The sequence below is a fragment of the Streptomyces sp. NPDC002463 genome (assembly GCF_042889835.1).
GTDB classification, from domain to species: Bacteria; Actinomycetota; Actinomycetes; order Streptomycetales; family Streptomycetaceae; genus Streptomyces; species Streptomyces nymphaeiformis.
This window is the reverse complement of sequence record NZ_JBIARL010000013.1, coordinates 255,922-281,973: the sequence shown is the minus strand read 5'-3', so window position 1 is coordinate 281,973 and position 26,052 is coordinate 255,922. Positions and strand designations below refer to the sequence as shown.

The window sequence follows — 26,052 nt, the reverse complement described above, 5'->3', positions numbered from 1 at the left end:
CCGGCTTCCCGACCTGCCCGGACGGGGCGGTCTAGCTGAAGTCCAGGCCGCCGGTGCGGGTGCGCTTGAGCTCGAAGAGGTCCGGGTGGCCGGCCAGGACGCGGAAGCTGTCGAAGAGTTCGGCGGCGTCCTCGCCGCGCGGGATGGCGCGCAGGACCGGGCCGAACCAGACGGTGCCGTCGACGTGGATCGTCGGGGTGCCGACGTACCCCTCCTCCTCGGACTCCTTGCCCGCGTCGTGGCTGCGGCGGACCAGCTCGTCGTAGGAGGGGTCGTGCGCGGCGGCCGCGAGTTCGGGGGCGAGCCCGAGCTCGTTGAGGGATTCGGCGATGACGGCGTCGAAGTCCTTCTGCTTCTTCTCGTGGATGCGGGTGCCGTACGCGGTGTAGAGCGGGCGCAGGATCTCCTCGCCGTGCTGTTCGGCGGCGGCGGCCGCCACCCGGACGGGGCCGATGGAGGCGTCGACGAGCTCGCGGTACCAGTCGGGCAGGGTGTTGCCCTCGTTGTGGAAGTACAGGCTCATGACCTTGAAGCGGAGGTCGATGTCCCGGTGGGCTTCGACCTCGAGCATCCAGCGGGAGGTGATCCAGGCGAAGGGGCAGGCGGGGTCGAAGTAGAAGTCGACGGTCGGACGGTTCTTGGTCTCGGTGTTCGTCATGACCATGAATCTAGTCCGGAGATGGCCCGGTTCCACGGGCCATTGGACGATCGTTCCACTGGGCCAATTCGAGGTTAGTCCTCGTGCGTCATCTCGATGAGCTTGAGCACCGTGTTCCAGTTCCGGCCGGTGGCGACGAGCCCCTTCACGACGGACGGGCGGGAGACCACCTCGCCCAGCTTGGACTTCCCGAGGCCCTCGGGCGCGTAGAGGTAGAGCACGCGGTCGCCGAGGGCGAAGTCCTCGGGCAGGAAGGCCTCGCGGTCGATCGCGGCGAAGCGCTCGGGGTCGGCGGGACCGGAGTAGTAGATGGCGTGGAGCTGCTTGCCCTGCAGTTCGGCGGCCGGGAAGGGGCAGGCGGCGGCGACCGCGGCGAGGTAGTCGCCGTCGCGGACGAGCGTGTCGACCCGGAAGCCGAAGCGCTCCTCGATGGCGTCTTCGAGGGCGGCCCGCAACTCGTCCTCGCCGGCGCCGGTGTCGGTGGTGAAGACGGCGTTGCCGCTCTGGAGGTAGGTGCGGACGTCCGTGTGCCCGAGCCCTTCGAGGAGGCTCCGGAGCTCCGCCATGGGGACCTTGCGGTGGCCGCTCACGTTGATGCCGCGGAGCAGGGCCGCGTACGTCTTCGTCATGGACCTCAATGTATGGCCACCGCGCCTCGTGGGGGGCGGCACGATGGCCGGTTCGAACACTGTCCGATGACGGGGGCGCGGAGAAGACCCTTCACCCATCTGTGACTTATTCAACAATGTTTCGTAATGACGAATCCGTCATCTGCGCTGATAGCGGGCGAGGACCCGGTTGCCGTCCTCGACCAGGCGTCTGCGCAGCTCGGCCTGGTCGATGGCGCCGCTGTAGTACTCCTGGAAGGCCGGGGTCGCCACCTTGTCCTTCCACTCGGGATAGCCGCGCACGGACTGGGCGGGCGCGGGCCGCAGGTGCCGCGCCACCGCCGCCCCGGTCGCCCAGCCGTCGCGTGCGGTGTGCAGGGAGGGGTCGGCGAGCGCGGCCGCGCCGGTGGGCAGCATCCAGTCGCCGCGTGCGAGCCGCACCATGTTCGCCGGGCGCAGGAAGAAGTCGAGGAACTGCGCGGCCTCCTTCTTGTGGGGGCTGTCCTCGGCGATCGACAGGGTCTGCGGGGAGACGCCCTGGGCGAGCCCCTCGTCGCCGGCGGGCGCGGGCAGCACGGTCCACTCGAAGCCCTCGGGTGCCTGCTGTGCGATCTGCTGCCGGTAGGCGAAGCCCAGCGGGACCATGGCGTACTTGCCGGCGAAGAAGCCGGGGAGGGTGTCGGAGCCGCCGCTGCCGAGCGTCGTGCGCGGGGCGCTCCGGTCGGTGGCGACCTGGTCGTGGACGGTACCGGGGACGATGCCGTCGGCCTCGGTGAAGTCGACGGTGACCCGGCCGTCGGGGTCCCGGTGGAAGAGCCGGCCGCCCGCGGAGACGCCGAGGTTGAGGCTGACGGAGACGGGTTCCTTGAGGGGCCAGGCGACCGCGTACCGGCCGGGGCCCATGGTGCGGGTGAGGTCCTGGGCGATCTGCCGGAACTCGCTCCAGCTCCAGGGCTTCTCCGGGGTGGGGACGCGGACTCCGGAGGACTCCAGGATCTTCCGGTTGGCGATGAGGACGCGTGGTTCCTGGAGGAAGGGCACTCCGTAGACGCCCTCGCCGAAGGTGGTGGTCTCCCAGCTGCGGGCGGGGATGTCGGCGCGCAGCCGCTCGGGCAGCAGCGGGCGGAGGTCGGCGAGTCGGCCGCCGTAGGCGAAGTCGGCCAGGTCGTCGGAGGCGTCGTGGATGATGTCGGGCGCCTCGCCGCCCTCGAAGGAGGTGAGGAGCTGGTCGTGGACGGAGTCCCAGCTGCCCTGGACGTAGTCGACCTGGACGCCGGGGTGGCCGGCGTTCCACTCGTCCACCAGTTGCCGGTTGGCGTCGACGGACTCCTTCTGCCAGGCCAGGGACTGGAATCGGAGCCGTACGACACCGTCGTCGGGACCGTCGTCGCCGGCGGCGCAGCCGGTGAGGAGCAGGGCGAGGGAGGCGACGAGGCCGAGGAGCCGTCTCATGACTTCACCGCCCCGGCGAGCGTGCCGCCCGCGATCCGTTTCTGGAGGAGGGCGAAGACGAGGAGGGACGGCAGGGTCGCGAGGAAGGCCGCGGCCGCGAGCGGGCCGAGGTCGGCGACGCCCTCGGCGCCGAGGAAGTGGGTGAGGACGACCGGCAGGGTCTGCTTCTCGGGGGTCTTGAGCAGGACGAGGGCGAAGAAGAACTCGTTCCAGGCGGTGACGAAGGCGAAGAGCGCGGTGGCGACGATGCCCGGGCCGAGCAGCGGGGCGGTGACCGAGACGAGGGTACGGATCCGGCCGGCGCCGTCGACGGCCGCGGCCTCCTCCAGCTCGGCCGGGACGGCCCGCACGTACCCCATGAGCATCCAGAGGGCGAAGGGCAGCGACCAGACCACGTACACCAGGACGAGGCCGGCAACGCTGTCGATCAGGTGCAGGTTCTTGAGGACGAGGAAGAGCGGGATGATCACGAGGACGAAGGGGAAGGCCTGGCTGATCACCACCCAGCCGGTGGCGGCCCCGGCGAGCCGGCCCCGGTGGCGGGCCGTCACATAGGCGAGCGGGGTGGCGACGGCCACCGCGATCAAGGCGGCGCAGACGGCGGCGAGCAGGCTGTTCGCGGCGGCCCCGAGCAGCGGCTGCTCGTCGAAGGCCTGCCGGAAGTTGTCGAGGGTGGGGTCCTTCGGGATCCAGGTGGGGTGCAGCGAGGACAGCTCGGGGGCGGGCTTGAAGGCCGTGGAGAGCAGCCAGAGGAAGGGGAAGGCGAGGAAGACCAGGTACGCGAGGAGGGCCAGGTACTGCCCCCCGCGCGCGGGCCCGCTCGTCCGGAGGGCGCTCACCGGTCCTGGTCCCCTTTCAGACGGCGCACGAGGGAGAGGGCGATGAGCACGGAGACGGCGGCGACCATCACGCAGCCCATGGCGGCCGCGTAGCCGAACTGCCCGTAGCGGAAGGCCTCTTCGTAGGCGAAGAGCATGGGGAGCCGGGTGCGGCCGCCCGGTCCACCGTTGGTCAGGACGTAGACCAGGGCGAAGGAGTTGAAGTTCCAGATGAGGTTGAGGGCGGTGATGGCGAGGGCCACGGGCCGGAGCGCGGGCCAGGTGACGGTGCGGAAGCGGCGCCAGGCGCCGGCGCCGTCGAGGGCGGCGGCCTCGTGGAGTTCGCGCGGGGTGTTCTGGAGTCCGGCGAGCAGGGCGACGGTGGTCTGCGGCATGCCGGCCCAGACGCCGACGACGATGACGGCGGGCAGGGCGGTGGCGAGCCCGGAGAGCCAGTCGTGGCCCTCGCCGAGGCCCAGGTTCCGGAGGGTCTCGTTGAGGATGCCGGCGTCGGGGTTGTAGACGAGCCGCCACATGATGCCGACGACGACCTCCGGCATCGCCCAGGGGACGATGGCGAGGGCCCGGGCGAGCCGGCGAAGGCGGAGGTCCTGGTCGAGCAGCAGGGCCAGGCCGAGGGCGAGCAGGAACTGCGGGACGGTGACCCCGACGGCCCAGACCGCGCCGATGCGGAAGGACTCCCAGAAGAGGGTGTCGTGCAGCAGGTCCTGGAAGTTGAGGGTGCCCACCCAGCGGGTGGCCTGGACACGGCCGGACTGGGCGTCGGTGAAGGCGAGCGCGATGCCGTAGAGGAGCGGGCCGACGCTGAGGACGAGGATCGGCAGGAGGGCCGGGAGCACCAGGAACCAGGCACCGGGGTCGGGGCCGCGCGGTCGTGCCCCGGGGGCGGCGGCGCGCGGTGCGCGCGCTCTGCCGGGCCGCTTCGTCGCGGTCACGGAGCTCACGATCGGACCCCCGTCTGTTGTCTGATGACGCCGTCGTGGGAACCCAGTCATGGTCCTGACCGGCCGGGGGACCGTCAAGGCGCTCCGCGGGACGAGCTGCGCGGATGGGAGACTTTGGCTCGAACGCACAGGTGAGGGAGAGGTCGATGGACGAGGCGCGGGCACGGGAGATCCTGGCCGGGGCGGAGCTGCCGGTCGCGGAGGCGCGGCTGCTCGCCCTCGGCGAGAACGCGGTCTTCGCGGTGGGCGATCTGGTGGTGAAGGTCGGCCGGGACGCGGAGCTGTTCGAGCGGGCCGAGCGGGAGCTCGCGCTGGCGACCTGGCTGGAATCGGCCGGTGTCCCGGCGGTCCGGGCCGCCGAGGAGAAGCCGCGGCTCGTGGACGGGCATCCGGTCACCCTGTGGCACCGGCTGCCGGACGCGGTACGGGCGACGGAGCCCCGCGACCTGGCCCCGCTGCTCCGGGCCGTGCACGCGCTGCCGGAGCCGACGGGGTTCACGCTCCCCCGGCGTGAGCTGCTCGGCGGGGTCGAGCGGTGGCTGCGGCTCGCGGGGGACGCGATCGACCCGGCGGACGCGGCGTTCCTGCGGGAGCGGCGCGACTCCTTCGCCCCGGCGGCGGCCGCGCTCACCCCGCACCTGGCCCCGGGCCCGATCCACGGCGACGCCCTCCCCCGGAACGTCCACGTCGGCCCCGAAGGGCCGGTCCTGGTGGACCTGGAGACCTTCTCCTCGGACCTGCGCGAGCACGACCTGGTGGTCCTGGCCCTCTCCCGGGACCGGTACGGCCTGGACCCGGCGGCGTACGGGGCCTTCACCGAGGCGTACGGCTGGGACGTCCGGGAGTGGGAGGGGTGCGCGGTGCTGCGCGGGGCGCGGGAGACCGCGAGCTGCGCGTGGGTGGCGCAGCACGCGCCGTCGAACCCGAAGGCGCTCGCCGAGTTCGAGCGGCGGGTGGCCTCGCTGCGGGACGGCGACCCCGAGGTGCGCTGGTACCCGTTCTGACATCATGGTGCCGGTCGAACCGGCCGGTGACGAACGGGGTGTTGAGATGCGTGTCGAACTGTCCGAGGTGACCCTCGACGTCGAGGTGAGCGGGGAGGGACCGGCCGTGCTGCTCGTGCACGGCTTCCCCGACAGCCACCACCTGTGGCGGCACCAGGTCGCGGCGCTGAACGCGGCCGGCTTCAGCACCGTCGCCCCCACGCTGCGCGGCTTCGGTGCCTCGGAGCGTCCCGAGGGCGGCGTGGAGGCGTACCACCCGGGCAAGCACGTCGGCGACCTGATCGAGCTCCTGGCGCAGCTCGACCTCGACCGGGTCCATCTGGTGGGCCACGACTGGGGTTCGGGCGTCGCGCAGGCCGTGACCCAGTTCTTCCCGGACCGGGTGCGGAGCCTGAGCATCCTGTCCGTGGGCCATCTGGCGTCGATCCGGTCGGCGGGCTGGGAGCAGAAGCAGCGCTCCTGGTACATGCTGCTGTTCCAGCTGGCCGGGGTCGCCGAGGACTGGCTGGCGCGGGACGACCACGCCCACCTGCGGGACATGCTGGGCGAGCACCCGGACGCGGAGGCCGTGATCGAGTCGCTGCGGGCGCCGGGCGCGCTGACGGCCGCGCTGAACATCTACCGCGCGGGCCTGTCGGCGGAGGTCCAGTTCGGCCCCGAACCGCCGGCGGTGCCGCTGCCGGAGACGGTCCCGGTGATGGGTGTGTGGTCGACCGGCGACCGTTTCCTCACCGAGCGCTCGATGTCCGGGACGGGCGAGTACGTCGCCGGCTCGTGGCGCTACGAGCGGGTCGAGGACGCGGGCCACTGGCTCCAGCTGGACCAGCCGGAGAAGGTGAACGAGCTGCTGCTGTCCTTCCTCAAGGAGAACTCCTGAAGGACCGGTTCCGGTCGATCACCGCTGATCTCGGGTGATCGCTTCCGTCGGAAGGTCGGCGGATGGTGACCGTTTCCGTGGGCGGGGTCGGCGGGGGCGGTTTCAAACCCTCCAGGAGAGTGAGTCCGCCGCCGGCACGGGCAGCCGGGGCCGTGGCCACTTTCCGCGCTGCCATGCCGTCTGAGCTGGAACGATGCCGACGTCTCCGCCCCGCGGGCCGGAAGGTCAGGGCCCCGGTGGGGACGTCCAGGCACCCCGTATGCGCCGGCCCGCGCGGCATCCGCCGGGCCGGCCCCAGCGAGAGGACGGCATCGTGAGCAGCACGCAGGACGACGACAACGAGATCACCGCGGTCACCGCGGCCCAGGTGGCGCGGATCGCCGACCACGGCATCTACGCCTCCGCCACCGAGCTCGACCCGGCCGCCGCCAACCTGGCCCAGGCGCTGGTCGCCACGCTGAGCGGCACGGCGGAGCGGACCCTGCTCACGCCCGAGCTCCAGCAGTTGGTGGAGCAGGTACAGGCCAGGGCGACGATCGACCTCCCGAGGATCCAGGCGCATGACGGAGTGCGCCTGTCGGCGTTCACGATCAAGCTGAACGGCGACGAGCCCCGCCCGGTCGTGATCGTGCCGGCAGGCTGGACGCCGCTCGGCTGGACCATCTTCGCGTACGCGTACCTCCAGCTGGCCATGCGCGGCTACCACGTCCTCGCGTACACCCCGCGCGGCATCGGGCAGACGTTCCCCCTCCCCGGCGGCGGTTACGTCGACGCGTTCTTCACCTCCGGCGGCACGATCGACGTCGCCGGGCCGAACGACTGGTACGACGGCTCCACCGTCATCGACTACGCGCGGCAGTACTTCGAGCCGAGCAAGATCGCGTTCCTCGGCGAGTCGTACGGCTCGGGCATCAGCCAGCTCGTCGCGGCGCACGACCCGGACGACCGCGTCGACGCGGTCGTCGCCCTGAGCACCTGGGGCAACCTCTCCACCAGCCTCTACGACAACGGCACCCGGCACCTGAAGGCCGTGGACGCCCTGGTCAAGCTCACCGGCGGTCCCAAGGAGCGGAAGTTCGACGCCCCCACCCTGAAGCTCCTGGAGGACTTCGAGGCCGGAACGAACATGGAGAAGGTGGTGGACTGGGCCACGGAGCGCGCGCCGGCCCATTACCTCACCGAAACCAACGCCCGGAACGTCCCGACGTTCTTCTCCAACACGTGGCACGAGACGCTGTTCCCGGCCAACCAGGTCGTCGACCACTTCGAGCAGCTGACCGTGCCCAAGCACCTCAGCCTGTGGATCGGCGACCATGCCGCGCCTGAGGGTGCCGGGCTGACCATCCCGTTCAGCGGGCCGAACCTTCCCGTCGAGGAGGCCTTCGCCTGGCTCGACCACCATGTGCTCGGCGCCGCCAACGGCGTGCCCGAGTGGCCCGTGGTGAACAACCAGATCATGTTCACCTACCAGACGCGGACCGACCCGGAGACCGGGAAGACCGTCATCACCGAGCCCGCCGTCCGCGAGCCCAAGTCCTCCTGGGCGGAGGTCACCACCTCCACCGAGTCCTGGTACCTGACCTCCGTCGGCTCCGACAGCCGTGACGGCGGCCTCGCCGGGGAGGCGGAGACCGGCTGGAAGCAGGAGTTCACCGCCGGGGAGCTCACGGACGCCACCGCGGTCGACGCCCTCGTCACCACCGGCCAGGCCGAGTGGAAGGGCACCCCGAAGACCTACCCCACGGACAAGTTCGACCGCCGGCACCTCGCCGTCTGGACCAGCGCCCCGCTCGACGCCGACACGAACGGGACCGCCCGACGCATCCGGGGCGTCCCCGAGCTCACGCTCGGAGTCCGCAGCAGCGCCGCCTCGGCGACGCTCGTGGCCTACCTCTTCGACGTCAGCGCCGACGACACCGCGCGCATCATCACCCACGAGCCCCTCACCCTGACGGACCTGACTCCCGGCGAGGACCGGACGGCCACCTGGAGGCTCCAGGCGGCGGGCTACGACCTGGCCGCGGGCCACCGCCTCATGCTCGTGGTCAACAGCAAGGACCAGCTCTACTCCGACGCCCTCACCGACGCCGGGGCCGACAGCGGCACGACCACCATCACGTCCGTCGACGGCGGGGCCGCCCACCTGAAGCTGCCGCTGGGCTGACGACCGCCTGACGGCTAGACCGTCGCCGCGACCGTCCCGCGCAAGGGCCACGTGGAGTCGACGACCGCCTCCGCGTCGCCCTTGCGGCGCAGGAAGGCCTGGAAGTCCTCGGCCCACACGCGGTACCAGGCGATCTGGCGCTCGTGCAGCTCGGCCGGGTCGAGGGCGGCGACCTGCGGGTGCCGCTCGGCTATCGCGACGGCGACCCGGACGGCGGCGAGCGCGTCGGCCGCGGCCTGGTGGGCGGCTTCGAGGACCACGCCGTACTCCCCGCAGACCGCCTCCAGTGTCCGCTTGCCGCGCCGGTAGCGGTCGACGGCCCGGTCGATGGTGTACGGGTCGACGACCGGGCCGATGGCCGTCCCGCCGAGCCGCTCCTCCAGGGAGGGCAGCCCGTGGCGGCGCAGCTCGGCGGCGAGGAGCGTGAGGTCGAAGGAGGCGTTGTACGCGACGACGGGCACGCCCTGCTTCCAGTAGCCGGTCAGGGTCTCGGCGATCTCGTCGGCGACCTCCCGCACCGGCCGGCCCTCGGCGGCCGCGCGCTCGGTGCTGATGCCGTGGATCGCGGAGGCCTGCTCCGGGATGCGGATGCCCGGGTCGGCGAGCCAGTCCCGCCGGTTCCTGACCTGTCCGCCGCCGTCGACCTCGATGATCGAGGCCGTGACGATACGGGCCTCCAGCGGTTCGGTGCCGGTCGTCTCCAGATCGAAGCCGACAAGGGTCGAGCCGTGCCAAGCCATCGGGTCCTCCTTACGTGATCTCCCCCGTGGTGCTGAACACCCTCGCACGCACCACTGACAACGCCCCCGGCCGCCCCCGGCGAGGGGTCAGGAGACGGGCCGGGAGTCGAGCCAGACGGACTCGAATTCCTCCCGGTACGTCTCGAAAAGTCCGTGATCTCCGTCACGTGCGGACTGTCCGTGCCGGACGACGTTCCGGCCGCCGCCGCGCAGGACGAGGACCGGGGCCTCCATGCCCCGGGCCCGGCGCAGATAGGACTGGACGACGCCGACACCGTCCGGCCCGTCGCCGTCCACCAGGTACGCGGTGAAGCGGGGGGTCTCGTCGAAGACGTGGATCTGGAAGGCCCCTGGGTCGCGCAGCTTCGAGCGGACCCGGCGCATGTGCAGGATGTTCATCTCGACCGAGCGGCTCAGCTCGCCCTTCTTCAGGCCGAGTTCGCGCTCGCGGCGCTTGACGGCGCTGCTCGCGGGGTTGAGGAAGAGGAGCCGGGTCCGGCAGCCGGACTCGGCGAGCCGGACCATGCGGCGGCCGGAGAAGTTCTGCACGAGCAGGTTGAGGCCTATGCCGGTGGCGTCGAGGCGGCGCGCCCCGCCGAAGAGGTCCTCGGCGGGCAGCTGCCGCTGGAGCCGGACGCGGTCGGGATGGACGGAGACGACGTCCGCGTACCGGTCGCCGACGAGGTCCTCGACCGCGTCCACGGGCAGCCGGTCGGCGGAGGGCACCCCGGCGCCGCTGCCGAGGATCTCCAGGATGCGGGCGGAGGCTCGCTCGGACTGGGCGAGGACGGTCAGCGAGAGGGCCCGGTTGCGGGAGACCACGTTCCGCGTGACCTCCAGCTCGTCGAGGGCGAGTTCGACCTCGCGCCGGTCGTCGAAGTAGGGCTCGAAGCACGGCCAGTGCTGCACCATCAGCTCGCGCAGCTGCGGCAGCGTGAGGAAGCTCAGCACGTTGTCGTCGGCCGGGTCGAGGAGGTACCCCTTGCGCCGGGAGACCTCGCGGACGGCGACGGCCCGCTGGACCCACTCCTGGCCGGCCGGTCCGGCCGCGGCCACCACCCACTCCTCGCCGTGCACCGGTTCGTACACGGGCCGCAGGACGGCGGCGACCACGGCCCGCAGCCGCTGCTCGACGAGGTTCAGCCAGATGTAGGCGCGGCCGGCGCGCTGGGCCCGGGTGCGGACCTCGCTCCAGGCCTCGGCGCCCCAGTCGAGCTCCGCCCCGATCTCCACCGGCCGTCCGACGGTGACCGTGCCGGGCGGCACGACCGTCCCCGGCGGCAGGACCACGCCCGGAGGGACGGCCGCGCCCGGCGGCGCGGCCGCACCGGGCGGCGCCTCTGCGGGGTCGGCCGGGCCCCCCTCGTGACCCGCGTCACCTGGGGGCAGCTCCAGACCTCCCGAGCTCACCCGCGCACCGCCTTCTGCTCCCGGACACCCGTTCCGGCGGACAGGATGACCATGTGACAACGATCAAGGAAGGGTACTCCGCGAGCGGGAGGCGGTGCAGCAGGATCGTCAGGCTGCTTCCTCAACTCCCCAGATCCGGCTGCCCGTTCTGGGAGGCGAGATCGGCCGGAGTGAGCGGATTCATAGCGGTTACGTCCCTGGGCACGAGCTGGAAGCCCTGCCAGTGGACCGGCATCGGCTGCTGGTCCTCGTCCCGGGCGATGTGGTGGAACCCGATGTTGACCCACACGGACGGATTGGTCAGGGTCTCGCCGTTGACCCACTTGTCGACGCTGTCACCGGCACCCGCCGCGCAGTCGCCGGTGTTGTTGCTGGCGAACTTCTCGCAGGCGCGCGCCTGGGTGAAGTAGACGTCGTGCTTGGTGAAGGGCCGGCCGGCGTGGGTGTCGGTGTGGCCGGGCACGATCTCGTACGAGCGGGCGTGGCCGTCGGCGTTCTTGCCGGTGCCGCTGACCACCCGCCACCAGCGCATGTTCTTCGCGTCGCCCGCGAGTTCCTTGGTGACGGTCGTGCGCGTCGTCTTCACCTTGGGTCCGCCGCCGGCGGCCGGGGCCGCGGTGACGGTGGAGTCGAACTGCTCGATCCGGTCCTTGGTGGAGCCGTCGAGGCCGAAGTCGAGCTTCCAGAAGACGTTGTGGGCGTGGCTGGTGGCGTAGCCGCGGGCGCCCTTGCCGAGGGGCCAGCCGCGTCCGTCGGTGGCGTTGTAGTCGACGGGCGAGAGGCTGCCGGTGGCCCCGACGTTGGCGCCGATGGTGCCGTCGGCGGTGAAGCGCCACTCGGTGATGTACTCGTACCAGCCGACCTTGTTGACGGTGTAGACGAGCAGGTCCTTGGCCTGCGCCGCCCACACCTTGGAGCCGTTGTCGCTGGCCATGCGGTACGCGTGCCCGCGTGCCCGCGTGGTGGTGCACAGGCCCTTGACGTCGCCGACCTCGGCCACCTTGATCGTGGTGAGGGTGCCGCCGGGGCACTCGGCCGGCTTGAGGTTCTGCAGGCCCCAGCCGAAACCGGCGCCGGTGAGGTCGTCGTACTCGGCGCCGCCGTCGTCGTACGGCACGTGGATCTGCGCGAGCCGGGCGCTGTTGAGGACGCGGATGGGCGCGGCGGCGCCGGGCGGCTGGTAGGTGACCCGGTCGAGCGTGAGCCCGGCGTCGGTGTCGTAGCGCCAGCACATGCGCCAGGTGGTGCCGCCGTCGAGCTTCTGCGTGATGCGGTACGCGGCCGAGCAGTCGGGCGTGTTCTGCGCGGGCGCCGCCCGCGTCGGGGACGGCGGGCTCGGGACGGCGACCGCTCCGGTCGCGGGTCCGGCGGCGGCCGTGGCGGTGCCGAGCAGGGCGGCTGCGGTCAGGACGGCGCCCCGCTTGCGGGTGCGCCGGTTCTGGTTGCGCGTGGTGGACATGGGGACGTACTCCCTCGTACGTGTCGTGAGGCTGTGGAGTGGCCGGGCCGGTGGTCAGCCGACGCGGGTGACGGTCCTCGCGGAGAGGTCGACGATCAGGTTCCGGGTGTCGATCCAGGCCCCGTTGAGGACCTTGGTGACGAGCCGGACGCACCGGTGCTCCCCGCAACGGGCGAGCTGCGCGGGCACGTCGGCCTCGCGGTAGGTGCGGTAGACGTCGCCGTTGAACCACAGCTGCCTGCTGGAGGTCAGCTCCTTGCCGGTGGCGTCCTTGTAGTCCTCCTTGACGCCCTTGCCGAGCGGGCTCGCGAGGATCAGTTCCAGGGCCTCGCGCAGCTCCTCGGGATGGGCGGAGGGCTGGACTCCGCGCTGCGCCCCGGACTTCTCGACCTTGCCGGTGTCGAGGTTGACGGTCTTGGTGACGAGCTCGTCGCGCGCGTAGTCGTAGAGCCGGACCTCGGCGCGGCGGGACGCGTCGCCCGGCAGCGGGTCGGCGAGCCGGGTGCCGAGGCGCTGCGGGCCCCGGCCGCCGGTGACGTCCTGTTGGGCGGAGGCGGCGGGCGGGGTCAGCGCCAGTGCCTCGGCACGGGCGAGCTCGTCGTCGGTGAGCGGATCGCTTCCGACGCCCTTCTTCCCCTCTGCGGGCGGCGGGACCACGGTGGCGGGCTGCGGCGCGGACCCCTGGGCCTGTCCCCCGCCCCCTCCGCCCGTACCGCCCGTACCGTCCGCTCCGGCCCCCGCGGAGGCGCCCGCCGCGACCGTGCCGCGGTCCCCCGGCGTGTCGTTCGCCCCTGCCGAACCCGGCAGGGTGACCGCGACCGCGACGGCGGTTCCCGTCACCGCCATGGCCGCTCCGGCCACCACCTTCCCCAGGTGGCGGCGCGCTATTTCGTACACACTTCCCCCTCTATCCCCCTCTTGGTCCTGCGGTCACCCGGTAGGACGGGGTGAAGTCCTAGGAGGTTGCGCCTCTTTCGGGCAGGATCTGGCCGAAGAACGAGGATGAAACCCGGACAGAAGAGGAAGAGTCATATCCATGCAGGTCTGGCCGGGACAGGCGTACCCCCTGGGCGCCACCTACGACGGAGCGGGCACCAACTTCGCGGTCTTCTCGGAGGCCGCCCACAGGATCGAGCTGTGTCTGCTGCACGACGACGGCTCGGAGACGGCGGTGGAGCTGCGCGAGACCGACGCGTTCGTGCGGCACGCCTATCTGCCGGGCGTGATGCCGGGTCAGCGGTACGGGTTCCGGGTGCACGGCCCGTACGCGCCGGAGCGCGGCCTGCGCTGCAACGCGGCGAAACTGCTGCTCGACCCGTACGCGCGCGCGGTGTCGGGGCAGGTGAAGTGGGGCGAGGCGGTGTACGGCTACCCGTTCGGGCGGCCGGACGCGCGCAACGACCTCGACTCGGGCCCGCACACGATGACCTCGGTCGTGGTCAATCCGTACTTCGACTGGGGCGACGACCGGCGCCCGCGCACCGAGTACCACCACACGGTGATCTACGAGGCCCATGTGAAGGGCCTGACGATGCTGCACCCGGACCTTCCGGAGGAGCTGCGCGGGACGTACGCGGGGCTCGCGCACCCCTCGGTCATCGGCCATCTGAAGGAACTGGGCGTCACCGCGCTCGAACTGATGCCCGTTCACCAGTTCGTGAACGACCACCGGCTCGTGGACGCGGGTCTCTCCAACTACTGGGGCTACAACACGATCGGCTTCTTCGCCCCGCACAACGCCTACGCCTCCTGGGGCGACCGGGGCCAGCAGGTCCTGGAGTTCAAGTCGGCGGTCCGGGCGCTGCACCAGGCGGGCATCGAGGTCATCCTCGACGTGGTCTACAACCACACCGCCGAGGGCAACCACCTGGGCCCGACGCTCTCCTTCCGAGGCCTGGACAACCCCTCGTACTACCGGCTGTCGAACGACCGCCGGTACTACACGGACACCACCGGCACCGGGAACTCGCTGCTCATGCGCTCCCCGCACGTGCTCCAGCTGATCATGGACAGCCTGCGGTACTGGGTGACCGAGATGCACGTGGACGGTTTCCGCTTCGACCTGGCGGCCACCCTGGCCCGCCAGTTCCACGAGGTGGACCGGCTGTCCTCGTTCTTCGACCTGGTCCAGCAGGACCCGGTGGTGAGCCAGGTGAAGCTGATCGCCGAGCCCTGGGACGTGGGCGAGGGCGGCTACCAGGTGGGGAACTTCCCGCCGCTGTGGACCGAGTGGAACGGCAAGTACCGGGACTGCGTGCGGGACCTGTGGCGGGGCGAGCCGCGCACGCTCGCCGAGTTCGCCTCCCGGCTGACCGGATCCTCCGATCTCTACCAGGACGACGGCCGGCGCCCGCTCGCCTCGGTCAACTTCGTGACCTGCCACGACGGTTTCACCCTGCGCGACCTCGTCTCGTACAACGACAAGCACAACGAGGCGAACGGCGAGGGCAACCGGGACGGCGAGGGCTACAACCGCTCCTGGAACTGCGGGGTGGAGGGCGAGACCGAGGACGTCGGGATCGCCGAGCTGCGCGCCCGCCAGATGCGCAACTTCCTCGCCACGCTGATGCTCTCGCAGGGCGTGCCGATGCTCAGCCACGGCGACGAGTTCGGGCGGACGCAGGGCGGCAACAACAACGCGTACTGCCAGGACAACGAGGTCTCCTGGGTGCGCTGGCCGAAGGAGAACAGCGAGACGGAGGCGACGCTCCTGCGGTTCACGCGCGCGATGGTCCGGCTGCGCCGTGACCACCCCGTCTTCCGGCGCCGCCGCTTCTTCCACGGCAGGCCGGTGGAGGGCACGCACGACGAGCTGACGGACATCGCCTGGTTCACGCCCGAGGGCGAGGAGATGACCTCCCGCGACTGGCAGGCGGCGCACGCCCAGGCGCTGACCGTCTTCCTCAACGGCAACGCCATCTCTGAGCCGGGCACCCAGGGCGAGCGGATCGCCGACGACTCCTTCCTGCTGATGTTCAACGCCTCGTCGAAGAACCTGGAGTTCGCGGTCCCGGACAGCCACGGGCGCTGCTGGCGGATGGTGGTGGACACCTCGGACCCGGAGGGCATGCCGCCGCAGGAGGGCCCGGAGATCGCGGCCGGCGAGCGGGTGACGCTCGCACCGCTCAGCCTGACGGTGCTGCGGAGGCCGGCCTGAGTTCTTCCCGTACGGGAGATACGGGAGACACGACCCGGACCGTCCAGGACAGCACCGCGCAGGCCACGGCCGCTCCCACCGCCACCGCGAAGGCGGCGGGGGCGCCGTGGCCCTCGGCGAGCCGGCCCGAGACGGCGAGGGCGAGGGCCTGGCCGCCGACGATCCCGCTGGTGAGGAAGGCCATCGACTCGGCGAGCCGGGCGGCCGGCACGGTCCGCTCGGTGAGCCCGAAGACGGTGATCAGGTGCGGGGCATAGGCGGCGCCGAGCACGACGACGACCGCGTACAGCGCGCCCAGGGAGTCGACCAGGAGCAGCGGCGCCGAGAGGACGACGAGCCCTGCGGTGGCGGCCCGCCAGCGGGTCGTGAGCCCGACGCGGGCGGGCACGGCGGCCGTGGAGAGGCCGACGGCGGCGCTCATGACGCCCATCGCCGCGTACACGAGCCCGGCCTGGGCGGGCGCGCCCAGCTGCTCGGTGAGGGCGGTGATCCCGGCCTGCGAGGCGCCGAACATGGCTCCCTGGAGGACCATCGTGCCGCGCAGGGCGTACGCGGATCCCGGCAGCCGCATCCGTTCGGCGGCACTCGTACGGGTGGTCACGGCGGGCGCGAGGGCGCGGGCCGTCGGGTGGAGCGCGAAGGCCGTCCCGCAGCCGGCGAGCAGGAGCGCCGCCAGGAGGAGCGCGGCGGCGGGGTGCGCGAGGGCGGCGGCGAGGCCGACGAGGGCCGGGCCGAGGACGAAGGAGACCTCGTCGAGGGTGCCCTCGAAGGACAGCACCGCGCCGACGAGCCGGTCGTCCGCGCCGGAGCGGCGGGCGAGGGCCACGGAACGGGTCCGGGCGAGCGGTCCGACCTGCGGGACGGTGGCCCCGGCGAGCGCGCCGAGCACCATGAGCGCGCCGGTGGCCGCGTCGGCGAGGGCGGCGAGGACCAGGGCGGTGACGGCGACCGCGTTGGCGAGGGAGGCCGCGAGGACGATCCCACGCTGGCCGTGCCGGTCGGCGAGCCGGCCGATGAGGGGTCCGGCGACCGTCTGTCCGGCGGCGAGCGCGCCGCCCGTGAGGCCCGCGGTGGCGAGCGAGCCGCTCGTCTCGGCGACCAGGAGCAGGCTGCCGAGCTGGCACATGGCGGTGGGCAGCCGGCCGAGGAAGGAGACGACCGGCAGGGCCGGTCCGAGCAGGGACAGCGTGTCGCGATACATCCGGAGCATCACGCGAACGTAACGCGATGCACTCGAACGGGTGCATGGGGCGATGACACAGAAGCCCTCCGACGGGGTACGTACGTTCGCATGACGCCCATTCCACCCACCTCGACCTACCGGCTGCAGCTCCAGCCGGAGTTCCCGTTCTCGGCCGCCGAGCGCGCCGTGCCGTACCTGGCCGGTCTCGGGGTCTCGCACCTGCACCTCTCCCCCGTCCTGGAGGCGGTGCCCGGCTCGACCCACGGCTACGACGTCACCGACCACCGGTCCGTACGGGGCGAGCTGGGCGGCGAGGAGGGGCTGCGGGCCCTGGCGGCCACCGCGCGGGCGCACGGCCTCGGGCTCGTCGTGGACCTGGTGCCCAACCACATGGCGGCCTCCCCGCGCCACAACCACGCGCTGCGCGCCGTGCTCCGCGAGGGCCCGGACTCGCCGTACGCCCGCTGGTTCGACATCGACTGGCGGGCCGGGGACGGCCGGGTGCTGCTCCCCGTGCTGCCCGCGCGGCTCCCGGAGGTGCGGGACCGGTTCCGGGTCTCCGGCGGGTCCCTGCACCTGGACGGCCAGGAGTTCCCGCTCCGCGCGGGCACCGAGGGGCTGCCGCTCGACGAGCTGCTCGACGCCCAGTGGTACCGGCTCGGCTGGTGGCGGCTGGCCCGCACCGAGCTGGACTACCGCCGCTTCTTCACGATCTCGGACCTGATCGGGGTGCGGGTGGAGGACCCCGAGGTGTTCGCGGCGAGCCACGCGAAGATCGTGGAGCTGGTCGCGGACGGGGTGGTCGAGGGGCTGCGCATCGACCATCCGGACGGGCTCGCCGACCCGCAGGGCTATCTGGAGGACCTGGCGGCGGCGACCGGCGGGCGCTGCTGGACGGTCGTCGAGAAGATCCTCACCGGCCGGGAGACGCTGCCGGCCGGCTGGCCGGTGGCGGGCACCACCGGGTACGACGCGCTCCGGCAGCTCGACGGCGTGTTCACCGACCCGGTGGGCGCCGACGAACTCGCCGACGTCTACCGGGAGTCCGTCGGGAAGGCCGCGGACCGCGGCGGGCACTGGGAGGCGACCGCGCGCCGCGCCGCGTACGAGGTGGTCGGCCATGACCTCGCCGCCGAGACGGCCGCGCTGACCCGGATCGCCGGCCGGATCTGCGCCGCCGACCCCGCGCTGCGGGACCACGCCCCCTGGGCGCTGCGCACCGCGATCCGGGAGCTGCTCGTGCGGGTCCCCGTCTACCGCCCCTACCGGACCGGCGGCGAGGAGGTGCTGACCCCGGAGGCGGCGCGCGGCGCGAAGGCCGCGTTCGCGGTGCCGGAGGAGGCGGCGGCGGTCGACCTCGTACGGGACCTGGCGCTCGGGGCGCGCGGCGACGGGCCCGAACACCGGGCGTTCCGGGCGCGGTTCGCTCAGACCTCGTCCGCGCTGCGGGCCAAGTCCGTGGAGGACACCGCCTTCTACCGGTACGCGCCGCTGCTCTCGGCGAACGAGGTCGGCGGCGACGCGGGGCGTCCGGCCGTGCCGGTGGACGAGTTCCACGCGTACTGCCTGCGGATCGCCCGGGACTGGCCGGACACCGGCACCGTGCTCTCCACGCACGACACCAAGCGCAGCGCGGACGTCCGGGCGGCGATCGCGGTGCTCGCGCAGTGCCCGGAGGTGTGGGCGGACCTCCTCGCGGAGGTCGCCGGGGTGCCCGCGCCCGACGCGCACGTGGCGTGGACCGCCTGGCAGACTGCCTTCGGCTTCGGCACGCCGGACCCGGACCGGCTGGTACCCGCGATCCTCAAGTCCGTGCGGGAGGCGGGGCTCCGGACCAGCTGGACCGAGCCGGACGTCGCGTACGAGCGGGCGGTGGCGGAGTTCGCGGCGGCCGGGCCCGGCCGGATCCCGCTCCGGGCGGCCTCGGAGGCGGCCTTCGCCCTGGAGCCGCACATCCGGGCGCACGCGCTGGGCGCCGCGCTCGCGCAGCTGACGATGCCGGGGGTGCCGGAGCTGTACCAGAACACGGAGCGGGAGTACCGGGCGCTCGTCGACCCGGACAACCGGGCGCCGTTCGCGGTCGGCCCGGAGGACGAGCGGACCGCGCTCGTCCGGGCGGCGCTGCGGCTGCGGCGGGCGCACCCGGAGGCCTTCGGGGCGGCCGGCACGTACGTCCCGCTGCCGGCGGAGGGTCCGGCGGCAGCGCACTGCCTGGCCTTCGCCCGCTCCGGCCGGGTGGTGACGGCCGTGACCCGGCTCTCGCTGCGGCTCGCGCAGGCGGGCGGCTGGCAGGACACGGAGCTGGTGCTGCCGGAGGGGCGCTGGGCCGACGTGCTCGACGGCGTACGGGAGTTCACGGGCGGACCGGCGACGGAGGTGAAGCTGGCGGAACTGTTCGCGGAGCGGCCGGTGGCGCTGCTCGCCCGGGTGGAGTGAACCTGGGAAGGGGTTGATGCCACGGCCATGACAAGCTGATGATCATGACGAAAGATCAGACCGGACGGATCATCGGCGCCGCGTTCGGGCTCGTGTTCATCCAGGCCAACGCAGCCACCCTGCCGACGGCGGTCGCCGTGCCGCTGCGCCTGCTGTCCCTCGCCGCGTTCCTCTGGGTGGCCGTCCTCGGGCGGCGCGGCCGGGCGGCGGCCCCACCGGCCGGGGCGCCCTCCGGCACCCGGTTCGGCCGGCGCTACTGGTACGTGGTGGCGGCCGAGGTCGCCGGGCTCGCGGCCGGCCTCGTGGTGATCGCCCAGGTGCTGCACACCCCGCAGGCGTCCGTGGGCTGGATCGCCTTCGTCGTCGGCGTGCACTTCTCCGGCCTCGCGGTCGCCTGGCGCAGGCCCGCGCTCCATGTGCTGGGAGCGTCGATCGCGGCCTGCGGCGCGGCGGGCCTGGTCCTCGCGGGGCTCGACGCCCCGGTCGCCGCGATCCGGGCCGTCGCCGGAGTCCTCCCCGGCGCCCTGCTGCTCGCCTCGGTGCTGCGGCCGGGCCGTACGACCCCGGCCGCAGCGGCGTCCGAGGTCAGGAGCGGGACGCCTGCGTGACCCAGCACTCGGTGTACTCGGAGGCGTCGCCGGATCCGGGGTACGGGGCGGACAGCTCGGCGCTCGCGGAGCCGCCCGCCGCGACCTTGGTGACGGTCTTCGTCGCGGTGACCGGGACGACGCCGGAGCCCTCCTCGCCGTTGAACTTCATCGTGAGGCTGTAGTCGTAGTCGAAGGCGCCGCCGTTGTTCACGGTGATCCGGGCGACGAGGTTCTTGGTCGCCGGGTCGTACTTGCACGAGTCGATGGTCACGTCCTTCACGGCCCTGCTCGCGCTGCTCGACCCACCCGTCACGGAGCCGCTGGAGCTGCTGCCCGAGGTGTCGTCGTGGTCGTCGCTGTGGTTGCTGCTGCTGTGGCTGCCGGAGCTGTGGCCGCCGCCGCAGCTGCCGCCGTGCGAGCCGCGGGCGCCGGTCAGGGCGACGACCGCGATGCCGAAGACGGCGATGGCGCGAACATGGCGCATATTCATATGTGAATCCCCGTGGAAAGTGGTGGTTCGAGCGTCCGGTTGACGGGCGCACGTCACCCTAACAGCGGTGAAGGGGCCGCTCAGCCGCCCGGCCGGACGATGAGACTGCGGGGAGCGCGGGTGATGAGGCCCGTGGACGTGGGGCGGAAGCCGTCGGCGAGCCGCAGCCGGGGCATCGCGGTGAACAGCGCGCGCAGGGCGTACTCCGCCTCGAGACCGGCGAGGAGGACGGCCGGGCAGAAGCCGGGGCCGTAGGTGAGCTGGCCCGGGTCGTTGCGAAAGGGATCGAAACGGTCGGGCTCGCGGAAGCGTTCCGGGTCGCGGCCCGCCGAGCCGACGAGCAGGGCGACGGACGCGCCCGCCGGGACGACACCGCCGCTCACCGGCACCTCGGCGCTGGTGCGGCGCACCGCGATCTGCACGGGCGGGTCCCGGCGCAGCGACTCGGTCCAGGCGCGGGCGACGAGACCCGCGGGCGCGTCGCGGAGGGCGGCGACCAGGTCGGGGTCGGACAGGACGTTGCCGAGGAAGGAGGCGAGCGCCTTCTCCCTTACGGCGATCTGGCCGCCGCACTCCCCCGCGAGCGCGCCCGCCGCCCGGCCGCGGACGAGCCGCATCATGTCGCGGTAGGGCACGCCGACGGCCGCGGCGACGGTGCCGGCGGGCAGCCAGTGGCAGAAGTCGGCGACCAGGTCGGCCTGGGGCCGCTCGGCGATCCGGCGGGCCAGGACGTAGGCCGTCCGTTCGGTGACCGCACGCAGGGCCTCGGCGTCGACGTCGACGTGGGCCCGCGCGCACGGCGGGTCGCCGGGCCGGTGCCCGTGCGTGAAGCGCCCGTCGGTGAGCGCGGTGGCCACGTCCGCGTACCGGCTGAGGACCCAGGCGCGCAGCAGCGGGTCGTACGTGAGCGGGAACTCCTCGCGCAGGGTCCGGTGGATCCCGTGCGGGTTCAGCGTGGCGCCGGGGTCGAGGGGGCTGGGCGCGACGGTCCGCCCGCTCGGCGGGACGGTCCCGGCGGCGACCGCACCGGCCAGGGGCCGTACACGACCGGGGCTGGAAGCCGGGCCCGACGGCGCAGCCGGAGCCATGGACGGCAGACGGGTCCAGGGATCCCCGGACTCCTCCGGTCCCGCGCTCCGTACGGCCCGACCAGGCTCGTGGATCGGCCGTGCGCTCCGCACGCCCCGGTCAGGCTCGCCCTCCGGCCCTGCGCTCCGTATGCCCCGGTCCGGCTCGTGGTTCGGCGCGTCGCTCATCTCGCCCCCTGTCGATCGGCGGGTGGGTGGCGCGGCCGGAGATCGTGGCGCGCGTGCTGCCCAGCCCATCACCGCACGGACCGCACCGCCCGCCGCGTACCGCCGAACGGGTGAAGGCCGGGCTCAGTCGTGCGACAGCCGGAACGACATCTGGCCGAAGCCGACGACGTCCCCCGCCCGCACCACCACGGCGCCGGTGACCCGCCGCCCGTTGACCGTGGTGCCGTTGGTCGAGCCGAGGTCCCGCAGCACCCACAGCCCGCCCTGGAGCGAGAGTTCGGCGTGCAGCCGGGAGGCCGTCTCGTGGCTGAGCCGCAGCCCGTTGACCGGGTCGCGCCCGATCCGCAGCGGATGCGGGCCGGGCAGCGGCAGCAGCAGCTTCGGCAGCCGCTCCGCGCTCCAGGCCCGCCCGATCCGCGCCGTGAACGCGGACATCCGCTCGACCGCGCCGACCACCCGCCGGGTCCAGGTGCCCTCGGTCCGCAGGTCGGCGGTGAGCAGGGCGAGTTCGTCGGGCCGGCGGGCCTGGAGCGCGCGCTCCATCCGGAAGAGGAAGGTGTCGTGCGAGAGGCGGCCCTGGGCGGCACCCTCACGGAGCAGCCCCAGCGCGCGGTCCCGTTCGGCGTCGGTCAGCCGAGGGGAGTTCGCGGGAAGCTCGAAAGGGGTCGTCACGCAACTGATTGTCCGTCGGTCGGCCCCGACGTGTCCAGAAGGGCCGCTGACCTGGAAATTCCGTACCGATACGGCGACATCGCTGTTACGGTCCGTGGGCTCGCCAACCACATGATCCCCCGGGGGAACCACGACGTGACCACGTCTTCCGCACCGTCCGCCACCGACCTCGTCATCCGCCCGCTCGCCGGGCCGGAGGAACTCGATCTCTTCCTCCGCCTCACGTACTCGCTCGACCACGAGCTCGCCGACGACCTCGCCACCGGCCTCCGTCTCCCCGCGTGGATGTGGGTGGCGCTCGACGGCGACCGGCTCCTCGGCCGGCTGTCCTGGTGGACGCACACGGCGGGCGTCGACCCGCAGGCGCTCGACTTCTTCGACCTCTCCCCCGAGCTGTCCGCCGAGGAGCGCGCCGAGGTCGGCCTGCGGCTCCTGGAGACGGCGACGGCCGCGGTGATCCCGGCGGGCGCGTCCCGCCCCGAGTTCGGGCGGTTCATCCCGGCGGACTGGCGCGAGGTCCCGGAGACCCGCTCCGTCCTGGAGTCCGTGTTCTCGGTCCTGGAACGCACGGGCGCCCGCCCGCTGGTGGAGCGGCTGCGCCTGGAATGGCGCCCCGGCACCCCCGTACCGGAACCGAAGGGCCGTCTGGAGTTCCGTCCGGTGCGGGACCGCGAGGACCTCCTCGCGCTGATGACGCCGGTGATGGAGGGCACGCTCGACGCGCACGGCCAGGCCGATCTGGCCTCGGGCCTTTCGGTGCGCGAGGCGGCCGAGCTCCACTTCGACGAGGAGCTGGCGAACTACTCCTCGCCGCGCGAGTGGTGGCGGATCGCCGAGCTGCCGGGGAGCGGCGAGCCGGTCGGCTTCGTCGTGCCCGCGCGGAACAACTACCACCACACGATCGCGTACATCGGTGTGCTGCCCGCCCGGCGCGGGCACGGGTACGTCGACGACATCCTGGCGGAGGGGACCCGGATCCTGGCCGCCGCCGAGGTGCCCCGGATCCGGGCGGCGACGGACCTGGGGAACGTGCCGATGGCGGCGTCGTTCGCCCGCGCGGGGTACGTCGCATTCGAGCATGCGATCAACTACGTGTGGGACGCGCCGGGCGAGTCGGGTTCCTGACTGCCAGGATGGTCGCGGTAGCCGTTGGTTGACCGTCGACGAGGGGATCCCCGTGCTCTTCGAGGTGTGGGCGCCGAGCGCCCGTGACCGGGTGGCGCTGGAGCTGAACGGCTCCGACCATCCCCTGGACCGGGACGCCGAGCGGGACGGCTGGTGGTCGGGCGTGGTGCCCGCCGCGGACGGCGACCGGTACGGCTTCTCGCTCGACGGCGGGCCCGTGCTGCCCGACCCGCGCTCCCGCCGGCAGCCCGACGGGCCCGACGGCCTGAGCGCGGTCGTCGACCACTCGGCGTACACCTGGAGCCACGAGTCCCCGCGGCTGCGGCTGCGCGGCGCCGTCCTGTACGAGCTGCACGTCGGCACCTTCACCCCGGAGGGCACGCTCGACGCGGCGGCCGCGCGGCTCGGGGAGCTCGCGGGCCTCGGCATCACCCATGTGGAGCTGATGCCGCTGTGCCCGTTCCCCGGGGTGCGGGGCTGGGGGTACGACGGGGTGGCGCCGTGGGCGGTCCACGAGCCGTACGGCGGTCCCGAGGCGCTGAAGCGGTTCACGGACGCGGCGCACGGCCTCGGCATGGGCGTCGTCCTCGACGTGGTGCACAACCACCTGGGCCCGTCCGGGAACCATCTCCCGTCCTTCGGGCCGTACTTCACGGACACCCACCACACGCCGTGGGGCGCGGCGGTGAACCTGGACGCGCCGGGTTCGGACGAGGTCCGGGCGTACTTCCTGGGGAGCGCGCTCGCCTGGCTGCGGGACTACCGGATCGACGGGCTGCGGCTCGACGCCGTGCACGCCCTCGCCGACACGCGGGCCCTGACCTTCCTGGAGGAACTCTCCGCCGCCGTGGACGTGTTGGCGAAGGAACAGGGCCGCCAGCACTTCCTGATCGCCGAGTCCGACCTCGCCGACCCGCGCACGACCACCCCGCGCACGCTCGGCGGTCTCGGTGTGCACGCCCAGTGGAACGACGACTTCCACCACGCCCTGCACACCGCCCTGACGGGCGAATCCCAGGGCTACTACGCCGACTTCGCGCGCGCCCCGATGGCGGCGCTCGCCAAGACCCTCACCCGGGTCTTCTTCCACGACGGCACGTACTCCGGCTTCCGCGGCCGCCACCACGGGCGGCCGGTGGACCGGGAGCGCACCCCCGCCCACCGCTTCCTGGGGTACGCGCAGACGCACGACCAGATCGGCAACCGGGCGCTCGGCGACCGCCTCTCCGCCTCCCTCTCCCCCGGCCTGCTCGCCTGCGCGGCGACGCTCGTCCTCACCGGCCCCTCGGTGCCGATGCTTTTCATGGGCGAGGAGTGGGGCGCGAGCACGCCCTGGATGTACTTCACCGACCACACCGACCCGGAGCTCGCGGAGGCCGTACGGCGGGGCCGCAAGCGGGAGTTCGCCGCGCACGGCTGGTCCGAGGACGAGGTCCCCGACCCGCAGGAGCCGGCCACCCGCGACCGCTCGGTCCTCGACCGGACCGAGCGCGAGCGGGACCCGCACAAGCGGCTCCTCGCCTGGCACCGCCAGCTCATCGCCCTGCGCCGCACGCTGCCCGACCTGACGGACCCGGACCTGGCGGGGGTGAAGGCGGCCTTCGACGAGGAGGCCCGCTGGCTGGTCTTCCGGCGCGGCGTCCTGCGGGTGGCGGTGAACCTGGGCAAGGAGCCGGCGGTGATCCCGCTCGGCTCCAACGGCCGCGACCGCGTCCTGGCCGCCTGGGACCCGGTCGAGTCCCCGGCGGCGGACGGCATCCTCCGCCTGCCCGGCGAGTCGGCGATCGTCCTCACGGACGGCTGATACGCACTACTCCACGATCGCCATCTCGTGCGGGGTGTTGTTGAAGCGGCGCCCCGCCCCGTCCTCCGTCGCCGTGACGATGTCCTCGATGCGGACGCCGAAGCGGCCCGGGAGGTAGACGCCGGGCTCGATGGAGAAGCACATGCCGGGGACGATGGGGAGCTCCTCGCCCTCGATCATGTACGGCGGCTCGTGGGTGGTGACGCCGATGCCGTGGCCGGTGCGGTGGATGAAGTACTCGCCGTAGCCGGCGTCCGTGATGACCTTGCGGGCCGCCCGGTCGACCTCCTGGCAGGCGACCCCGGGGCGTACGGCCTCGAAGCCGGCCTGCTGGGCCTCGCGGACGAGGTCGTGGACGCGCTGCTCCTCGTCGGTGGGCTCGCCGACGTGGACGGTGCGGGTGGTGTCGGAGCCGTAGCCGTGCTTGAGGCCGCCGAAGTCGAGGACGACCATGTCGCCGCGCTCGATGGTCCGGTCGCCGGCCTCGTGGTGCGGGTTGGCGCCGTTGGGTCCCGATCCGACGACGGTGAAGTCGACCTGGGAGTGTCCGAACTCCATGAGGAGCCGGGCGAGGTCGGCGGCGACGTCGGTCTCCTTGCGGCCGGCGAAGCGGACCTTGAGGATCTCGCCGTACGCCTGGTCGGCGGCGGCCCCGGCGGCCGCGATCCGGGCCAGCTCGTGGGCGTCCTTGACGCCGCGGAGCATCGGCAGGGCCTCGGTGAGGGAGACGTACGAGGTGCCGGGCAGGGCTGCCTGGAGGCCGAGGAGGTGCATGGCCCAGGCGTTGTCGCTGACGCCGAAGCGGCCGTCGGCGTCGAGGAGCGGGGCGGTGACGGCGTACGGGTCCTTGCCGTCGGTCCAGTCCCGCAGGGTGAGCGCGGCGGCGCCGGTGGCCTTCTCGGCGTCGGGCGCCTCCAGGGTCGGGACGACGAGCACCGGTTCCTGCCCGGCGGCGAGGACGAGGACGGTGAGCCGCTCGGTGATCGCGGTCGGCTGGTAGCCGGTGAGGTAGACCAGGTCGGGTCCGGGGGCGACGAGCACGCCCGCGAGTCCGGCCTCGGCGGCGGACTCGGCGGCCCGGGCCATCCGGGCCCGGTAGTCGTCCGCGGTGAAGGGCACGACGTCTTCGGGGGCTTCCGTGCGCGGCATGGGACTTCTCCTCGGCTGTTCGACATCGTCGTCGT

General features: G+C 73.0%; 22 protein-coding genes. 8 read left to right on the top strand and 14 right to left on the bottom strand.

All coding sequences use genetic code 11. The features are described from left to right. Positions 1 to 31: 31 nt before the first annotated feature. From ACFYX3_RS26470 to ACFYX3_RS26450, 5 genes are all read right to left on the bottom strand, one after another. The gene (locus ACFYX3_RS26470; RefSeq protein WP_376591075.1) at positions 32 to 658 is read right to left on the bottom strand and encodes a DsbA family protein; all 627 of its coding nucleotides are present in this window, start codon (positions 656 to 658) and stop codon (positions 32 to 34) included. Positions 659 to 732: 74 nt separating this feature from the next. Beyond that, positions 733 to 1,287: a DUF1697 domain-containing protein gene (locus ACFYX3_RS26465; protein WP_389018037.1), complete on the bottom strand. Its 555-nt coding sequence runs from the start codon at positions 1,285 to 1,287 to the stop codon at positions 733 to 735. A gap of 138 nt (positions 1,288 to 1,425) precedes the next feature. After that, positions 1,426 to 2,718 (bottom strand): ABC transporter substrate-binding protein, encoded by a 1,293-nt coding sequence (locus ACFYX3_RS26460; protein WP_389018034.1) that lies wholly within the window; start codon positions 2,716 to 2,718, stop codon positions 1,426 to 1,428. Further along, complete coding sequence (locus tag ACFYX3_RS26455) at positions 2,715 to 3,557, bottom strand: carbohydrate ABC transporter permease (RefSeq protein WP_389018031.1); 843 nt, start codon at positions 3,555 to 3,557, stop codon at positions 2,715 to 2,717. Before ACFYX3_RS26455 ends, ACFYX3_RS26460 begins: the two co-directional genes overlap by 4 nt. Beyond that, positions 3,554 to 4,501 (bottom strand): carbohydrate ABC transporter permease, encoded by a 948-nt coding sequence (locus ACFYX3_RS26450; protein ID WP_385665008.1) that lies wholly within the window; start codon positions 4,499 to 4,501, stop codon positions 3,554 to 3,556. Before ACFYX3_RS26450 ends, ACFYX3_RS26455 begins: the two co-directional genes overlap by 4 nt. Positions 4,502 to 4,647: 146 nt before the next feature. Between ACFYX3_RS26450 and ACFYX3_RS26445 the strand changes: the two genes are divergently transcribed. The 3 genes from ACFYX3_RS26445 to ACFYX3_RS26435 all read left to right on the top strand — a co-directional run bounded on the left by ACFYX3_RS26445 (position 4,648) and on the right by ACFYX3_RS26435 (position 8,546). Then, on the top strand, positions 4,648 to 5,505 hold the full coding sequence (locus ACFYX3_RS26445) for a phosphotransferase enzyme family protein (protein ID WP_389018026.1): 858 nt from the start codon (positions 4,648 to 4,650) through the stop codon (positions 5,503 to 5,505). 46 nt (positions 5,506 to 5,551) lie between these two features. After that, positions 5,552 to 6,382, top strand: coding sequence for an alpha/beta fold hydrolase (locus ACFYX3_RS26440; protein ID WP_376591063.1), 831 nt, complete (start codon positions 5,552 to 5,554; stop codon positions 6,380 to 6,382). Positions 6,383 to 6,695: 313 nt separating this feature from the next. Then, positions 6,696 to 8,546 (top strand): alpha/beta fold hydrolase, encoded by a 1,851-nt coding sequence (locus tag ACFYX3_RS26435; RefSeq protein ID WP_389018021.1) that lies wholly within the window; start codon positions 6,696 to 6,698, stop codon positions 8,544 to 8,546. A gap of 14 nt (positions 8,547 to 8,560) precedes the next feature. Here ACFYX3_RS26435 and ACFYX3_RS26430 read toward each other — a convergent pair whose 3' ends face one another. The 4 genes from ACFYX3_RS26430 to ACFYX3_RS26415 all read right to left on the bottom strand — a co-directional run bounded on the left by ACFYX3_RS26430 (position 8,561) and on the right by ACFYX3_RS26415 (position 13,052). Next, complete coding sequence (locus ACFYX3_RS26430) at positions 8,561 to 9,286, bottom strand: 3'-5' exonuclease (protein WP_389018018.1); 726 nt, start codon at positions 9,284 to 9,286, stop codon at positions 8,561 to 8,563. 87 nt (positions 9,287 to 9,373) lie between these two features. Continuing rightward, complete coding sequence (locus ACFYX3_RS26425; RefSeq protein WP_389018015.1) at positions 9,374 to 10,696, bottom strand: SAV2148 family HEPN domain-containing protein; 1,323 nt, start codon at positions 10,694 to 10,696, stop codon at positions 9,374 to 9,376. Positions 10,697 to 10,817: 121 nt separating this feature from the next. After that, the gene (locus ACFYX3_RS26420; protein ID WP_389018012.1) at positions 10,818 to 12,155 is read right to left on the bottom strand and encodes a copper amine oxidase; all 1,338 of its coding nucleotides are present in this window, start codon (positions 12,153 to 12,155) and stop codon (positions 10,818 to 10,820) included. A 54-nt stretch (positions 12,156 to 12,209) separates the two neighbouring features. After that, a complete protein-coding gene (locus ACFYX3_RS26415) occupies positions 12,210 to 13,052 on the bottom strand; it encodes a Tat pathway signal sequence domain protein (protein ID WP_389018010.1) in 843 nt (280 codons plus the stop codon). 139 nt (positions 13,053 to 13,191) lie between these two features. Here ACFYX3_RS26415 and glgX point away from each other — a divergent pair, with 139 nt between their 5' ends. Continuing rightward, positions 13,192 to 15,312 (top strand): glycogen debranching protein GlgX, encoded by a 2,121-nt coding sequence (glgX, locus tag ACFYX3_RS26410; protein WP_376591054.1) that lies wholly within the window; start codon positions 13,192 to 13,194, stop codon positions 15,310 to 15,312. On the opposite strand, the gene ACFYX3_RS26405 is transcribed toward glgX, so the two are convergent. Beyond that, on the bottom strand, positions 15,281 to 16,513 hold the full coding sequence (locus tag ACFYX3_RS26405) for an MFS transporter (protein WP_389018119.1): 1,233 nt from the start codon (positions 16,511 to 16,513) through the stop codon (positions 15,281 to 15,283). The two genes, glgX and ACFYX3_RS26405, sit on opposite strands and share 32 nt — an antisense overlap. Before the next feature lie 99 nt (positions 16,514 to 16,612). Between ACFYX3_RS26405 and treY the strand changes: the two genes are divergently transcribed. Beyond that, a complete protein-coding gene (treY, locus tag ACFYX3_RS26400; RefSeq protein WP_389018116.1) occupies positions 16,613 to 18,931 on the top strand; it encodes a malto-oligosyltrehalose synthase in 2,319 nt (772 codons plus the stop codon). Between the two features lie 44 nt (positions 18,932 to 18,975). Then, positions 18,976 to 19,539 (top strand): hypothetical protein, encoded by a 564-nt coding sequence (locus tag ACFYX3_RS26395; RefSeq protein WP_389018007.1) that lies wholly within the window; start codon positions 18,976 to 18,978, stop codon positions 19,537 to 19,539. On the opposite strand, the gene ACFYX3_RS26390 is transcribed toward ACFYX3_RS26395, so the two are convergent. The 3 genes from ACFYX3_RS26390 to ACFYX3_RS26380 form a co-directional block, all read right to left on the bottom strand. Next, positions 19,517 to 20,005, bottom strand: a complete 489-nt coding sequence (locus ACFYX3_RS26390) for a hypothetical protein (RefSeq protein WP_389018004.1) — start codon at positions 20,003 to 20,005, stop codon at positions 19,517 to 19,519. The genes ACFYX3_RS26395 and ACFYX3_RS26390 overlap by 23 nt on opposite strands. Positions 20,006 to 20,091: 86 nt before the next feature. Further along, entirely contained in the window at positions 20,092 to 21,099 is a 1,008-nt protein-coding gene (locus ACFYX3_RS26385; protein ID WP_389018001.1) for a cytochrome P450, read from the bottom strand. A 291-nt stretch (positions 21,100 to 21,390) separates the two neighbouring features. Next, positions 21,391 to 21,939 (bottom strand): FHA domain-containing protein, encoded by a 549-nt coding sequence (locus tag ACFYX3_RS26380; protein WP_376591046.1) that lies wholly within the window; start codon positions 21,937 to 21,939, stop codon positions 21,391 to 21,393. 135 nt (positions 21,940 to 22,074) lie between these two features. On the opposite strand from ACFYX3_RS26380, the gene ACFYX3_RS26375 reads away from it, so the two are divergent. Together ACFYX3_RS26375 and treZ are read left to right on the top strand one after the other, a co-directional pair. Continuing rightward, positions 22,075 to 23,064 carry a GNAT family N-acetyltransferase gene (locus tag ACFYX3_RS26375; protein WP_389017997.1) on the top strand — a complete coding sequence of 330 codons (990 nt, stop codon included), beginning with the start codon at positions 22,075 to 22,077 and terminating at the stop codon, positions 23,062 to 23,064. A 52-nt stretch (positions 23,065 to 23,116) separates the two neighbouring features. After that, positions 23,117 to 24,868 (top strand): malto-oligosyltrehalose trehalohydrolase, encoded by a 1,752-nt coding sequence (gene treZ / locus ACFYX3_RS26370; protein WP_389018113.1) that lies wholly within the window; start codon positions 23,117 to 23,119, stop codon positions 24,866 to 24,868. A gap of 6 nt (positions 24,869 to 24,874) precedes the next feature. Here treZ and ACFYX3_RS26365 read toward each other — a convergent pair whose 3' ends face one another. Further along, positions 24,875 to 26,017: an aminopeptidase P family protein gene (locus ACFYX3_RS26365; RefSeq protein ID WP_389017993.1), complete on the bottom strand. Its 1,143-nt coding sequence runs from the start codon at positions 26,015 to 26,017 to the stop codon at positions 24,875 to 24,877. Positions 26,018 to 26,052: the final 35 nt, after the last annotated feature.

Bases quoted from the DNA above. Each gene is read 5' to 3' on its own strand.
- ACFYX3_RS26430 (WP_389018018.1), bottom strand. From the start codon at position 9,286: ATGGCTTGGCACGGCTCGACCCTTGTCGGCTTCGATCTGGAGACGACC.
- ACFYX3_RS26440 (WP_376591063.1), top strand. From the start codon at position 5,552: ATGCGTGTCGAACTGTCCGAGGTGACCCTCGACGTCGAGGTGAGCGGG.
- ACFYX3_RS26465 (WP_389018037.1), bottom strand. From the start codon at position 1,287: ATGACGAAGACGTACGCGGCCCTGCTCCGCGGCATCAACGTGAGCGGC.
- ACFYX3_RS26395 (WP_389018007.1), top strand. From the start codon at position 18,976: ATGACGAAAGATCAGACCGGACGGATCATCGGCGCCGCGTTCGGGCTC.
- ACFYX3_RS26445 (WP_389018026.1), top strand. From the start codon at position 4,648: ATGGACGAGGCGCGGGCACGGGAGATCCTGGCCGGGGCGGAGCTGCCG.
- glgX (WP_376591054.1), top strand. From the start codon at position 13,192: ATGCAGGTCTGGCCGGGACAGGCGTACCCCCTGGGCGCCACCTACGAC.
- ACFYX3_RS26365 (WP_389017993.1), bottom strand. From the start codon at position 26,017: ATGCCGCGCACGGAAGCCCCCGAAGACGTCGTGCCCTTCACCGCGGAC.
- ACFYX3_RS26390 (WP_389018004.1), bottom strand. From the start codon at position 20,005: ATGCGCCATGTTCGCGCCATCGCCGTCTTCGGCATCGCGGTCGTCGCC.
- ACFYX3_RS26420 (WP_389018012.1), bottom strand. From the start codon at position 12,155: ATGTCCACCACGCGCAACCAGAACCGGCGCACCCGCAAGCGGGGCGCC.
- ACFYX3_RS26470 (WP_376591075.1), bottom strand. From the start codon at position 658: ATGACGAACACCGAGACCAAGAACCGTCCGACCGTCGACTTCTACTTC.
- ACFYX3_RS26460 (WP_389018034.1), bottom strand. From the start codon at position 2,718: ATGAGACGGCTCCTCGGCCTCGTCGCCTCCCTCGCCCTGCTCCTCACC.
- ACFYX3_RS26405 (WP_389018119.1), bottom strand. From the start codon at position 16,513: ATGTATCGCGACACGCTGTCCCTGCTCGGACCGGCCCTGCCGGTCGTC.
- ACFYX3_RS26385 (WP_389018001.1), bottom strand. From the start codon at position 21,099: ATGGCTCCGGCTGCGCCGTCGGGCCCGGCTTCCAGCCCCGGTCGTGTA.